The sequence below is a fragment of the Janthinobacterium sp. B9-8 genome, assembly GCF_000969645.2.
GTDB lineage: Bacteria > Pseudomonadota > Gammaproteobacteria > Burkholderiales > Chitinibacteraceae > Iodobacter.
Map to the genome: position 1 here is coordinate 856,047 of NZ_CP014222.1, position 13,751 is coordinate 869,797.

At 50.5% G+C, this 13,751-nt stretch carries 8 protein-coding genes; 5 read left to right on the forward strand and 3 right to left on the reverse strand.

Annotated features, from left to right (window positions below):
* Nucleotides 1-287: 287 nt before the first annotated feature.
* The 3 genes from VN23_RS03745 to mfd all read right to left on the reverse strand — a co-directional run bounded on the left by VN23_RS03745 (nt 288) and on the right by mfd (nt 8,180).
* Entirely contained in the window at nt 288-4,352 is a 4,065-nt protein-coding gene (locus VN23_RS03745; protein ID WP_046353153.1) for a DEAD/DEAH box helicase, read from the reverse strand.
* Between the two features lie 30 nt (nt 4,353-4,382).
* Entirely contained in the window at nt 4,383-4,580 is a 198-nt protein-coding gene (locus VN23_RS03750; protein WP_046353152.1) for a DUF1737 domain-containing protein, read from the reverse strand.
* A 198-nt stretch (nt 4,581-4,778) separates the two neighbouring features.
* Nucleotides 4,779-8,180: a transcription-repair coupling factor gene (gene mfd / locus VN23_RS03755; protein ID WP_046353487.1), complete on the reverse strand. Its 3,402-nt coding sequence runs from the start codon at nt 8,178-8,180 to the stop codon at nt 4,779-4,781.
* A gap of 393 nt (nt 8,181-8,573) precedes the next feature.
* Between mfd and VN23_RS03760 the strand changes: the two genes are divergently transcribed.
* The 5 genes from VN23_RS03760 (at nt 8,574) to VN23_RS03775 (ending at nt 13,587) form a co-directional block, all read left to right on the forward strand.
* Nucleotides 8,574-11,078 carry a bifunctional diguanylate cyclase/phosphodiesterase gene (locus VN23_RS03760; protein ID WP_062654810.1) on the forward strand — a complete coding sequence of 835 codons (2,505 nt, stop codon included), beginning with the start codon at nt 8,574-8,576 and terminating at the stop codon, nt 11,076-11,078.
* A gap of 82 nt (nt 11,079-11,160) precedes the next feature.
* The gene (gene rlmB, locus VN23_RS03765) at nt 11,161-11,901 is read left to right on the forward strand and encodes a 23S rRNA (guanosine(2251)-2'-O)-methyltransferase RlmB (protein WP_046353151.1); all 741 of its coding nucleotides are present in this window, start codon (nt 11,161-11,163) and stop codon (nt 11,899-11,901) included.
* Nucleotides 11,902-12,206: 305 nt separating this feature from the next.
* Nucleotides 12,207-12,377, forward strand: coding sequence for a hypothetical protein (locus VN23_RS21685; protein WP_156455111.1), 171 nt, complete (start codon nt 12,207-12,209; stop codon nt 12,375-12,377).
* Between the two features lie 74 nt (nt 12,378-12,451).
* Nucleotides 12,452-12,718 carry a hypothetical protein gene (locus tag VN23_RS21690; protein WP_156455112.1) on the forward strand — a complete coding sequence of 89 codons (267 nt, stop codon included), beginning with the start codon at nt 12,452-12,454 and terminating at the stop codon, nt 12,716-12,718.
* 89 nt (nt 12,719-12,807) lie between these two features.
* Nucleotides 12,808-13,587: a substrate-binding periplasmic protein gene (locus tag VN23_RS03775; protein ID WP_046353149.1), complete on the forward strand. Its 780-nt coding sequence runs from the start codon at nt 12,808-12,810 to the stop codon at nt 13,585-13,587.
* The last annotated feature ends 164 nt before the right edge of the window (nt 13,588-13,751 follow it).

Consider the following 13,751-nt stretch of genomic DNA (forward strand, 5'->3'; position numbering starts at 1 on the left):
GTGTAAAACGGTGAATCAAAAATTTTTACAAAGTTCCGTAGGGTGTGGAACGGTTTCTTGTTCCGCAGCACACACGGTGTGCAAGAAAAACGACTTGCACACCCTTTGACGTTTCATAGGGTGTACAACGACGCAGTCGTTGCGCACCGAGGAAGCTAAATCTTGAACCACTGAGGACACAGAGAGCACAAAGAAGTTCTAAACCAGAGGGTAGGTTTTCTCTGTGGCACTCTGTGTCCTCCTTTTACTCTGTGGTTCAAGATTTGGGTTTGTTTCATTCCATACGTTTAATTCCCACCTCGCAGCAATCCCAACAGCGCTGCCGTGTCCATCTTGCCTGTGGCATCTCCGCCTTCGAGCAGGCTGTCGGCGAGGTCGCGTTTTTCTGCGTGCAGGGCCAAAATTTGCTCTTCGATGGTGTCTTGCGCCACGAGGCGGTAAATTGTCACCGGTCTTTGCTGCCCCATGCGGTGTGCTCGATCGGACGCTTGGTCTTCAACGGCGGGGTTCCACCATGGGTCAAGGTGGATCACATAATCGGCTGCGGTCAGGTTTAATCCTGTGCCACCGGCTTTTAGGCTGATTAAAAACACATCGCCTATCCCGGCTTGAAAAGCATCGACGCGTTTTTTGCGCTCCATAATCGGCGTACTGCCATCCAGATATTGGTAGCTGATGCCTTTTTCTTCCAGCCATTCACGCACAATCGCCAGATGATCGACAAACTGGCTAAACACCAGTGCCTTGTGATTGTTTTCTAGCAGCTCTTCAGTGATTTCGCCAAAGGCGGCGAGTTTACTGCCTTCTAGGGTTGAATTGGGAAGCGTGAGCTTAGGATTGCAGCAAAAGCGCCGCAAACGGGTGATTTCGGCCAGTACACGCATGGCGCGGTTTTCATCTGCGCCTGCGGCATCTAGTTTTTCTACCGCTTCCTGGCGCAGTGCTTCATATAAATGGCGCTCGTCTTTGGATAATTCGACTTTAAGCGTGATCTCGGTACGCGGCGGTAATTCGCTCAGCACTTGGGTCTTGGTTCGGCGCAGGATAAACGGTTGGATCAGTTTTTTCAAATGCTGTTTGGCGGTTTTGTCCCCGCGCTCAATCGGGCCACTAAATTTGGCGGCAAAACGCTCTTTTGACCCGAGCAGGCCGGGGTTGATAAAGCGGAACAGATTCCAGAGCTCGCCAAGGTGATTTTCCACCGGTGTGCCGCTGGCAATCACTTTGAAATCGGCATTGAGCGCCATCGCAGCCTGGCTGCGTTTGGTGGCGGAATTCTTAATCGCCTGCGCCTCATCCAATACTACGGTGTGCCAGTGCTGGGCGGCAAAGGCTTCGCTGTCTTGCTGCAACATGCCGTAGCTGGCGACCACCAAATCAAAAGGCCCAAGATCGGTTAGCGCACGATTATTGTGATAAGTCTGCACTTTAAGCGTAGGCGCAAAGCGCAGCGCTTCAGCCTGCCAGTTTAGCGCTACCGATAGCGGGGCAATCACCAGCGCAGGGCCTTGCGGCGCGCGAGTGAGCAGCAGCGCCAGTGCTTGCACGGTTTTGCCCAAGCCCATATCGTCGGCCAGACACGCCCCTACGCCCCAACGTGCTAGGCGGGATAACCATTGAAAACCTTCCAATTGATAATCGCGCAGCGTGGCTTGCAGGGTGGATGGCACTTTGGGCTGAAAATCGGCCAGTGAATCCAGCTTGGCCACTTGCTCCTGCCAAGCTGCATCGCTTTGCAAATCACCCACTTCGCTCGCTAGCTCGGCCAGCAGCGGCGCGGTCAGGGCGCTGATGCGTAGGCCGTCTTTGTTGACTTCGGCCAGCACGCGCAATTCGTCGAGGCGTTTTTTAAAGGCAGCGGTGAGCGCTAAATAATCGCCATCGCCCAGCGGCAAGAAGCGGCCTTCGGCTTTGTCCATCATTTGCAAAAGCTCGCGCAGCGCCAGTACACGGCCGTCATCCAGCGTTAGCTCGCCACCGGCTACAAACCACTCGCCTTGTTTTTTGACGGTGAGCGACATTTGCGCGAGGCCGCGTGTGCTGTTTAAGCGGAAACGCTCGCCCTCGGGCCAGACCAGTTGCAGGGTGTCTTCGCCAAAGGTTCGCAGCTCGGCCAGCAGCTCTAAGCAAAGCTCGGGGTGGAATAGCTCCCACTCAATGCCATTTTGCTCGGCTTGGCTGAGGGTCGGCGAGCCATCCACTACACGCTTCAAACGTTTCTTTTCTGCGGCTAAATCGCGGACGGCTTGCACGGCCTTGCCGTCAATCTCGCCCAGCACATTTACGCTGCCCTTGGCGGGCGTCATCCAGCTGCCACCCGCTAGCGGGCGCACCAGTAGCTGCATCCGCAGGCCTTCTTGCAGCGGTAAAAGATGCGCATAAAGAGTGGCATCCGCTGGCACGCTATCCACATGGGCGGCCAGCTCGGGCAGGTCAGAGTGAATGGCAATATGCGGCGCAATCGCGGTAATCACATCCACTAGCTGTGCTTTAGCGGCCACTGGCACGGCCAGCCCTGTGCCCAAAATACCTGCGATTTGTTTGATTTCAGGGCTGGAGCTGTAGATCACGAGCCGGGTTGGGGTTTCTTTTTTCCAGATCAGCGCTGCATTGCTATCCATCTCGGGATCGAGTTGCAGGGTGATCTGGCCTTGTTTTTCTTTAAGCAGCAGTGCCACTTCGCCCTTGGCAATGTCGATGCGCACATCGGGCGCATCAAACCAAAATAGCGCGGGGTGGCCAATTAAATGCCCGATAGCCGCTTCGGCCTCCAGCTCGTAATCGCTGCCGCCGTAATAATTGTTGTACGATTTTCTGATACAGCTGGCGACGCGTTTGTCCTGATCCGTCATGCCCGGCAGGGTGTCTTGCTCTTGCAGCATACGGCGTAGCGCCACGGCACGGCCCTTGCTCCAGATTCCTTTTGTGCTTTTCTTTTGCTCACGTGGGTCGATCCGGATATCGCCGTGATTTGTTTCGATCAGCCAAGCGATACGCACATCACTGGTGTTTGCAGGGGCGCCTGCTTTGAGTTGGCTCAGTGCCATAAGTGCACGCTGCCAGCCTTCTTCCCGCTTAATGGCCGAAATCAAAGGGGTAAGTTGCTGCTGGGCATGCCAGCCGGGGTAGAGCAGCGGCTTGCCAAATTGCTGGAAGAGCACTACATCCAGCTCGGCAGCAATCCATTGATAGCCATGCTTGCTGGCCTTGGCTCTGGCGGTAATGAGCTTTTGGCACCAGCTATCGTCTACATCGGCGTCTTGCCAGAAAAAGGCCAGCGCTTCAAATAGGCCATCGCAATCACTCGGCTGATGAATATAGCCGGGGCGGGCGCTGATCAGCGGCGTACCTTGTGCCAGATGATCGACTAAGGGATGGAGCGCAAAATAGCTATAAGCGTGTTTTTGTTTTTGGCCTTCATCAACTTGCGCCTTGGCAAGCTTGAGGCTGGCAGGGGTATTTAGCCCCAAGAGCGCCACGGTATAGAGCAGGCCGTTGCTATCACTTAGAAAGTACTTACGCTTGCCACTTCCCTGTTTAAGCGCCTTAAGCAGCGCGTCGTAAATCTCGATTGCAATGCCATATTCACCGCGCAAGGTGGCGAGTGCGGCTAGGTTTTCGGCTAAGAATTGCGCAGGTGTTTTTTTCTGGATCAGCTTGAGCTGGGCAAAGTCACCACGTAGCAGGGCATGGGCGGCGAGTTGCGCAGACAGTAGCGGCCATTCGTAAAAGCTTTGCTCAAACAGGCTGAGGGTGTACTGATAAATTGCGCTGCAATCGGCAAGATTCCATGCGCTGCTTTGTAAAGCATCTTGCAGAAGCTGGCTTTGGATATCGTCATCGAGCAGGCTAAATAAAAGTTGGCCGCTGTCGCTCTCAAAAAAATGTAAGGCAAGGCTATCGGCCATGCCCATACGCTGCCGCCATTCATTGACGATTTCAATTTGCCCGCAAAAAGCAGAGAACATCACTTCACGTCGGCAAAAGTCTTCTGGATAGTTTTTCCATGGAGAGTATTCATGCTGCTGTGTGAGTAAATCACGGGCCGAGCCCACCCAGCTAGGTAGCCAGCCGCTTTGTTTAAGCTTAAGTAAAGCGGGGAAAATATATTCATCTTCTATTGCATAGCCCATGCCTGCATGCAAGGTGACCATCTTTTTTAGCATCAAGCGAGCAATGCAGGTTTTGATTATGGGCTGATCATAAGCATCGCCACTGGCCATTTTTTCTTTACGCAGCTGCATCAGCGTGATCAGCCGAACTTGTGGCATTGGCTCTTGAAGCAGCGCCATGGCATAGATCAGCGGTAGATCATCGGGATGAAGTTCAGAGAGTTTGTGGGTCAGGGGCATAGTGGCTTGTTGGGTAATGTGAGCATTAATTTAAAGTGAAGGCCAGAGTATGGCTTGGGCCACGATGACATTCTGTCCGTTGAAAGTGGCCGCAGGTGAGCCATAAAGTTGATAGCCCAGAGCCAGTGCTTCACTGATGCGATGGCAGAATGCCGCATCATCGGGGCCGGTGATTAAGCGATAGCGGGGCAAATTATTGGGTGGTGTTGACTTGGGTTCTGAGTTCATTTGTGCTTTATATGCTTTTGTAGGCGCTATCGTAGGGCGAGTTAGGCCGCATCTTGATGCTGATTGGGGCTGATCTCTTTCGGCCGTAACCCACCATGGCGCTGTGGTGGGTTACGGCCAGCAAACTGTTGCCTCTTTCTTTGGTATTTTTAATTGGCCTAACCCACCTTAAGGATAACCCGAGGGTATATCAACGCCTCAATGGCTTAACTCATGCAACAGCTCTTTCACTCTCACCACCCGCAGGGTGCTTTCCGGCCAATTGCCTTCTACGCGCAATTTATCCTGGCCGCTCATTTTGTAGTTCTTTTTGTTCTGGATGAGCTTAATGATTTTCATCGGCTCGATCACGGTATTAGTGGTAAAGCTGATCACGATGGCATTGTCGGCCGCATCGATTTTAGCAATGCCCAGCGTGCCTGCAATCATGCGCAGGCGGTGACAATCGAGCAGCACTTTGGCAGGCGCAGGCAAGAGGCCAAAGCGATCGATCAGCTCTTGCATTAGATCATCCAGATCCTCATTGCTTTCACAATGGGCAAGGCGCTTGTAGAGGCTGAGCCGCTCGTTTACATCCGGGCAGTATTCGGCGGGCAGCAATGCAGGGGCACGTAGATTGATTTCGGTGGTCACCCCGAGCGGCTGCGATAAATCAGGCTCAATGCCTTTTTTGAGTGATTTAACCGCTTCTTTGAGCATCTGGCTGTAGAGCGAGAAGCCGATTTCCTGCATTTCACCCGATTGTGAATCGCCCAGTACTTCACCCGCGCCACGGATTTCCAGATCGTGCATCGCTAAATAAAACCCTGCACCCAATTCATCCATCATTTGAATGGCTTCGAGGCGCTTTTTGGCATCGCCCGTCAAGGCTTCCGGCTCGGGTACAAGTAGGTAGGCGTAAGCCTGGTGATGGCTTCGGCCCACGCGGCCGCGCATTTGGTGCAATTGCGCCAAGCCAAATTTATCGGCACGGTTCATCAAAATGGTATTGGCGTTGGGAATGTCGATCCCGGTTTCGATAATGGTGGTGCAGAGCAGAATATTAAAACGCTGCTGGGCGAAGTCTCTCATTACATGCTCAAGGTCACGTTCCCTCATCTGGCCGTGTGCCACGCCAACGCGGGCTTCGGGCAGGAGGGTGCTGAGTTTTTCGCGCATATTGTCGATCGTGTCGACTTCATTATGTAAAAAGAACACCTGTCCGCCGCGCTTGAGCTCGCGCAGTACCGCTTCGCGGATAATGCCGTCGCTAAATTTGGCGAGAAAGGTTTTAACGGCAAGGCGTTTATTGGGCGCGGTGGCAATTACGGAAAAGTCACGCAAGCCTTCCAGACTCATCGCCAGCGTGCGCGGAATTGGCGTGGCGGTGAGGGTGAGCACGTCCACATCGGCGCGCAGCGCTTTAAGCTGTTCTTTTTGCCGCACACCAAAGCGGTGTTCTTCGTCGATAATCACGAGGCCCAGCTTACTGAATTCCACATCCGGCTGCACCAGTTTATGCGTGCCGATCACGATATCGACCGTGCCTTCCGCCATGCCTTTCATCGTTGCGGCTGCTTCTTTAGCGCTTCTGAAGCGTGAGATTTCCGCTACTTTAATCGGCCAGTCAGAAAAGCGATCGCTAAAGGTCTGGAAATGTTGCTCGGCCAGTAGGGTGGTGGGCACGAGCACGGCCACTTGCTTGCCACCTGCCACGGCGGCAAAGGCGGCGCGCAGTGCTACTTCGGTTTTACCAAAGCCCACATCACCGCACACCAGCCTGTCCATCGGTTTATCTATGCGCATATCGACCAACACCGCTTCGATGGCGGCGGCTTGATCGGCGGTTTCTTCAAAGCCAAAGCCAGCGCTAAAGGCCGCGTAATCGTGGAAATCCCATTCAAAGGCGTGGCCCTTACGTGCGGCGCGGCGGGCGTAAAGATTAAGCAGTTCGGCGGCAGTGTCCCTGACTTGCTCGGCGGCCTTACGTTTGGATTTATCCCAGCTACCGCTACCTAGTTTATGCAGAGGGGCTGCATCTGCGCTGCCACCAGAATAACGGCTGATGACGTGTAGCTGGCTAACGGGTACATAAAGCTTGTCGTTGCCCGCGTATTCAATCACCACTAGTTCGGTTTCACCCTCACCCAAATCCATGCTGGTCAGGCCAGAATAGCGGCCAATGCCGTGGCCTTCGTGCACCACCGCATCGCCAATTTTTAGCTCGGATAAATCACGCAGCATGGCATCGGTATTGCTGCGCTTTTGCTGACGCTTGCCACGGCTTTGCGCCACCATTTCGTAAAGATTGGCTTCGGTGATAATGGCTAAAGCGCCATCATTTAAGATAAAGCCGTTATAAAACGGTGCGGCGGTCAGCAGCACTTTGCTGGTTTTGTTTTCTTGAATGGCGGCCCAGCTTTCGATTAGCTCAGGCTTTAGGTCATATTCGGCAAAAAACTGCGCCATGGTTTCACGGCGGCCCAGACTTTCGGCGCAGAGCAAAATTTGCCCGTTATAGCTGGCGATAAAATCGGTGAGCTTGCTGATTGGGTTGTCGCTGCGTCGGTCCACATTGAGAGCGGGCAGGGCGGCAGTAAAGGCCGAGTCACCCGCAATAAATTCGATGCGGCGATGTTTGTTTAAACCGCTAAACAGCGCATCTGGGGTGAGGTAGAGATCTTTGGGCGCAAGAATGGGGCGTTCTTTATCGCCAGATAGATTGCGGTAACGATCGCTCGTTTCTGCCCAGAACTGCTCGGCGGCTTGCAATAGCTCGCCGTGCTGCGCCAAAACAGCGTCTTTGGGTAGGTAATCAAACAGCGTGGCGGTTTGTTCAAAAAACAGCGGCAGATAGTATTCAATCCCCGCTGGGGTGCTGCCGTTGCCAATCTCTTTATAAATACGTGCTTTGCTTGGGTCGCCTTCAAAGACTTCCCTAAAGCGCTGCCTGAATTGAGTGCGGCCCTTTTCATCCAGCGGAAACTCGCGTGCGGGCAGCAGGCGGATTTCGGGCACAGGGTAAAGGCTGCGCTGGGTATCCACATCAAAGGTGCGGATGGTTTCGATGGTGTCGCCGAATAGATCAAGGCGAAACGGCAGGGTAGAGCCCATTGGGAATAAATCAATCAGCCCGCCACGAATCGAAAACTCACCCGGCCCGTATACCTGTGTTACATGGCTATAGCCAGCAAAGGCCATATCGGCGCGCAACTGATCTGCATCTAGCTGCTCGCCCTTTTTGATAAAAAAGGTGTAAGCCGCCAGATACTCTACAGGGGGCAAAACACCCATGGCGGTTTGCACTGGCACAATGACAACATCCGCTTGATTCTGACGAATTTGCCAGAGCGCTGCCAGGCGCTCTGAAATTAAATCGTGGTGCGGGCTGAAGTGATCGTAAGCCAGTGTCTCCCAATCGGGGAAAAGGACGATGTTTTTTTGTGGCGCTAAAAAGGCGAGCTCTTCTTTTAAGCGACTGGCCACCTGCGCATTGGACGTAAACACCACTAGGGGATGGGCCATATTGGCGTAATGGCTTAAGGCCCAAGCATCACCCGAGCCATGTAAGGCATGGATTTGGGTGCGTTGACCGTTAAGAGGGAGTGCAGGTAGCGTCATGGCAGATGGCATTCTTAGAAAGCGTAGTGGCGGATTATACCCGTCCTGCCTGTTCTGTTTGAGAAAGCTGGGGCTTGATTTTTTTGAGCAACTATCTAATGATGCTTACCAAATATTAGATTAGCGTGTAATACACTCTGCGTAGATTTGTTTCGTATTTGTGCCGGATCGTTGTGATCACTGGCCACAATAGGGGCAAGAAAGGCATCGCTACTGGAAAGATATCAAGGCGAAAGGGCAGGTTGCCCGTCTTGATGCTCAGGTGAAATAAGCCGCTTGAAGAGCAGATCCTGCTTGTGCGGCTATTTGTTTTACGAGCCAATGCCGCTATGAAATGAGTGTCGATAGTACATAGCAGTTATAAAAAAGATTCGCTCAGGGAGAGCAATATTAATGCGTAGGCCATGGCTACAGCAGCTTCTTATTGCTTCGGTATATAGCCTGTCTAGTTTGCTTAGCTGGAAGTTATCATCGGGACAACACTTATTTAATGTACACACAGGTGTCGGTGTGGCGGCTTTATTACTCTGTGGCCCCCGTACCTTACTGACCCTTGCATCTGTTTCTTGGTTGCTGCCCATTTTGCAATCTTACCCTTTTTGGGGAGTGGTACAGCTCTCTTTACTTGATGTACTTCAGCCCTTACTGGTCGTTTCTTTATTGCCACGGTTTGCGTTGGATGGTGAGCTAAGGGTGAAAGATAGCTTACGTTTGATCCTGGCAGGGCCCTTGGTTGGGGCTTTTGTTGGAGCAAGCTGTGGTGTACTTATCCAAAGTGCTTTCTTTCCTGCCCCTTCAATGGTGCTATTTTTCGACTGGGTTTCCTGGTGGCTGGGCGATGCCTTATTTATCCTGATTATTGTTCCCCTGTGCTTGGGCTTATTGCATCAGCGCGCCATGATCTGGCCTGCCCGCTTGCCAGAAATGCTGCTGATTGTGACGATTGCAGGTTTGGGTGCCATTTTGCTTACTCAGCTTAATGGTTATCAGGAGCTGATGTTTTTGCTATTCCCTCTGATGATTTGGTCTGCCTTACGCCTAGGCCATGTGGGCAATGGCGTGCTTGGAGTCATCGTCGCTTTATTAGCGGTGTTTTTCCATTCTGGCACGGCTTGGTCAGGCGGGCTTTTATCGAGCTTATTGCTGCTGCTGTCAGTGGTGGTGACGGGGGTGGTGCTGGCCGCTTCAAATCAAGAAGAATTTCTTGCCGCCAAAAGTACGCGCCTTGCGGCTCAGGTGTTTGGTAATGCCAGCGAGGGAATTTTAATTACCGATGCCGATGCCCGCATTGTGGCGGTGAACCCTGCTTTTAGCCGTATTACCGGCTTTGATTCTACAGAGGTAATTGGCCGTGTTTCGAGGATGTTTAATTATCGTGGCTATGGGCGGGCCGTGAATGGTGCCATGCTTGCCGAGCTGAATACCTATGGGCATTGGCAGGGAGAGATGGAAGACAGGCGTAAAAATGGTGAAATCTACCCAGCGTGGTTATCTATAAGTTCGGTGCGTGATGAGCAAGGCAAAATGAGTAATTATGTGGGTGTTTTTTCTGATTACACCCATAGAAAAGAAGCAGAGCAAAGGTTGTTTTATCTGGCTAATCATGATCCGCTCACGGGCTTATATAACAGGATGGCGCTGCAAGATCAGCTCAATAGTGCGGTACAAAAAGCCAAAGATGGCCAATTTGCTGTGCTGTTTATTGATTTGGATCGTTTTAAAACCATTAACGACACCTTAGGGCATGAAGTGGGCGATGCCTTACTGATTATTATGGCAGAGCGCCTACAAAATAGTTTGGGTGTTAAAGATGTATTGGCGCGTATTGGTGGCGATGAGTTCACTGTTCTGCTTGAAAACGCAGTATGCCTTGAGCAAGTGGGGCAAGTGGCCGAAGGGCTGCGCCAAGCATTAATCCAGCCCTGCCTGATAAATGGACAGGAGTTGTTTGTAAGCTGTTCTATTGGCGTGAGTGTTTACCCTTGCGATGGTAAAACGCCGGCATCGCTGCTTAAAAACGCCGATGTTGCGATGTATCGTGCCAAAGAAACCGGCAAAAACAATGTGCAATTTTTTGCCGCGAATATGAATGAAATGGCGTTTGAGCATCTGATGATGGAAAACGGCCTGCGTCATGCTTTAGAGCGTAAGCAGTTTTGCCTGCATTACCAGCCTAAAATTGATTTAGTCAGCGGCCGCTTAAGTGGCTTAGAAAGCTTAATCCGCTGGAATCACCCCAGCTTAGGCTTAGTGCCCCCTGTGAGCTTTATTCCATTAGCTGAAGAAAATGGTTTGATTGTAGCCATTGGTGAGTGGGTTTTGTTTGAAGCATGTAGGCAAATGAGAGCTTGGCTTGATGCTGGTTTTGATATTCCCCATGTGGCGGTTAATTTATCGCCCCGACAGTTTCAAAAAGCGAATCTGGTTCAGCAGGTGCAAGCTGCGCTGGCTAAAACGGGGATTTCTGCCGCGCGGCTAGAGCTGGAAATTACCGAAAGCATGATTATGCAAGATCCGCAGCGCGCCGTGCAGACGCTGAACGAGCTTAAGGCCATGGGCGTAATGCTGGCGATTGATGATTTTGGTACGGGTTATTCATCGCTATCTAATCTGAAACACTTCCCCATTGATAGTCTGAAAATTGATCGCTCTTTTGTTGAAGGCTTGCCGGATGATTCGGATAATGCGGCAATTACCGAGGCAATTATTGCCATGGCGCGTAAATTACGCCTTTCTGTAGTGGGTGAAGGCGTAGAAACGTCTCAACAAATGGTATTCTTGCGCAAAAGCGGCTGCCATAGTGTGCAGGGGTATTTATATTCCTGTGCATTGTCGGCTGACGATCTCGAGCTTTACTTGGCCCGGCAAGGGCTAGTCACAGCCGATTCCACTTTATAAAGCACCGCATAAAATCATCTTTAAGTTGATTGGTGTGGGTGATCTATAAAGAGGATCGGCGTTTTATTTAGGTAATAAAAAGATGCAAAAAAAATTAATTCATGGCTTTCATGCCGTCGCTTCACGCATTAAGCGTTTTCCAGACAGCGTATTAGAGCTGTTTTTTAACGGTAGCCGCAGCGATCCGCGCGCTAAAGAGCTGCTGAAATTAGCAGAGCAGCAGGGCGTGCACGTGATTATGGTCGATGCCGCACGCTTGGATGGCATGACTGGCCACGCTCGCCACCAAGGTGTAGCCGCTATGATCGATGCGGGCAAATCCTATGTGGTGCTGGAAGATGTGCTGGAAGATTTGAACGAGCCACCGTTCTTGCTGATTCTGGATGGCATCACCGACCCGCATAATCTGGGCGCTTGCCTGCGTGTGGCCGATGCGATGGGTGTGCATGCTGTGATTGCACCTAAAGATAAATCAGTGAGCATTAACGCCACCGTTTCTAAAGTGGCTTGCGGCGCTGCTGAAGTTATTCCTTACATTATGGTGACTAATTTGGCGCGTACTTTACGTGACTTAAAAGACCAGAGTGTTTGGATTGTGGGTACAGATGCGGATGCTAAAACTGATTTGCATCACTTTAACCAAACCGGCCCGCTGGCTTGGGTATTGGGTAACGAAGGCGAAGGCATGCGCCGCCTGACACGTGAATCGTGCGATACCTTGGTGTCGATCCCGATGTTTGGTTCGGTAGAAAGCCTGAATGTATCGGTTGCCAGCGGGATTATCCTTGCTGAGAGCCGTCGTCAGCGTGAAATGAGTAAGTAATTGTAACGACTCAGGTAGGCGAATAAAACCCAAATCTTGAACCACAAGAGCACGGAGGACACAGCGTTTCACAGAGAAAATCATGAGAAGTGATCTGTTTTTCGTGCCTTTTGTACTTACTGGTATTTGCTTTAGCGCGCCTGAGTTTTACAAAAAATAATTATGAGTCATTGCGGTTAGCGCGTGGGTGTTTCTGCTCACGCGTTGACTTGCCGATTACGCCAAACTATCAATATCATTGTGTTAATGAATTAGATCTGTAATTGTCTTCGTTTTATCATGGTTTTCTTTGACTAAAGATCGCCATGCCATCCGCTGATCTGCATTCCCTCTCTTTAGAAAAACTTCTTCCTTTTGCGCTCTTGGCCGTTGCCGAAGTGGAAGACCCTCATCGGGTGAAAGCCGCTCTAGCGCTCAATGCCTTGCGGTTGCGTTTTCCACAATGGACGATATATAGCATGCTATGGGGTCGCTGAGGATTGCTCAGTGAGCACACAGTGATTTGATTTTGCCAGCGTATTAAAGTTAAGCGCACGGTTTCTAGGGTTTTTTGCTCATCACTGCGCTGGCTTGGTTGTATAAAGCCAGAATAGGGCTGAATGCGGATGAAATACAGCAGGCTTACCAATCTATTATGAGCACGGTATTTGTTCAGTACGGGAAAACAGATGATCATTTACTGGCCTCACTGCCTTGGCGAGAATGCTCTGATGCTGACTGGTCTCAGCATCTATTGCAGTTTGCTTTACAGCTGCGCAGTAATTATCCATATAGCCACTCTGGCCGAGGCGTTATCTGTACTTTGGTATGTCAGTGATTTAGCGGGGCGGAGCGAGCTTTTAAATGCGATGGATCGCTTGCTGAATACATAGTGGTCTACACTGGCGTAGCGGCTATGGAGGTTTTATGCACTTCCTTTTTTATTCTCTGTTTTTGGTTTTGTGGCTTGCTCCTGTGCAGGCAGCAGGCCCCGTGATTAAAATTTGTGATGATGCTGCAGAATGGCCACCTTATACTTACTATGCACGGCAAGGTAAAATAAAGACAAATAAGCTCAGTGGTTTTTCTATTGATGTGATTGCAGCTGTTTTTGCAAAGCATAAAATAAACTATGAAATTGATTTATTGCCTTGGAAACGCTGCTTGTTTGAGGTGGAAAAGGGCGAAAAATATCAAATGATATTAAATGCCACAAAAAACCCTGAACGAGAGCAACTGTATTATTTTTCGGATTCATTCTATCAAACACATTATTACTATTTCTATTCTAAAAAAGCATATCCTGCTGGATTGAACATTAAATCACCCGCCGATTTAAATCATTATAAAATGGGCGGAATTAGCGGTTATGCTTATTCTGCGCTGACTTCAGTGAATAAAAATAATATAAGCAGAACGGTAAACTATCTGGCTTTAATTAAAATGCTATATGCTGGGCGGATTGATGTGTTTGCTGAGGATATTGAAGCGATTGTGGGGATGGGTGAAGTTGGTATTTATGATTTTATGGGTGATACGCAGCTTGGAATGGTTTTATTGCCCGGTGTGGAAGAAAATAAATTTTATATGATGTTTACAAAAAAAAGTGTGGCTGGTGAAATGTTAAGAGATTTGCTTAATAAAGAGCTGGCATCTATGAAAAAATCAGGCGAGTTACGTCGTTTGTTAGATCGCTATGTAAAATGATGGCGATTGAGAGCCGCAGCTTATAAACCAGTAAATGCGAAGCATTGCAAGTATTGGGAAGTCAATATGGCCGGATCAGGTTAAAAAAAGGGCGGGGTTCTGTATGCACAGATCCCCGCCCTTTTGACTGCCTAGCGTGCCCGATTTTATTGGGGCTGGCGTGA

Bases quoted from the DNA above. Each gene is read 5' to 3' on its own strand.
- VN23_RS03775 (WP_046353149.1), top strand. From the start codon at position 12,808: ATGCACTTCCTTTTTTATTCTCTGTTTTTGGTTTTGTGGCTTGCTCCT.
- VN23_RS03760 (WP_062654810.1), top strand. From the start codon at position 8,574: ATGCGTAGGCCATGGCTACAGCAGCTTCTTATTGCTTCGGTATATAGC.
- VN23_RS03750 (WP_046353152.1), bottom strand. From the start codon at position 4,580: ATGAACTCAGAACCCAAGTCAACACCACCCAATAATTTGCCCCGCTAT.
- mfd (WP_046353487.1), bottom strand. From the start codon at position 8,180: ATGACGCTACCTGCACTCCCTCTTAACGGTCAACGCACCCAAATCCAT.
- VN23_RS03745 (WP_046353153.1), bottom strand. From the start codon at position 4,352: ATGCCCCTGACCCACAAACTCTCTGAACTTCATCCCGATGATCTACCG.
- rlmB (WP_046353151.1), top strand. From the start codon at position 11,161: ATGCAAAAAAAATTAATTCATGGCTTTCATGCCGTCGCTTCACGCATT.
- VN23_RS21685 (WP_156455111.1), top strand. From the start codon at position 12,207: ATGCCATCCGCTGATCTGCATTCCCTCTCTTTAGAAAAACTTCTTCCT.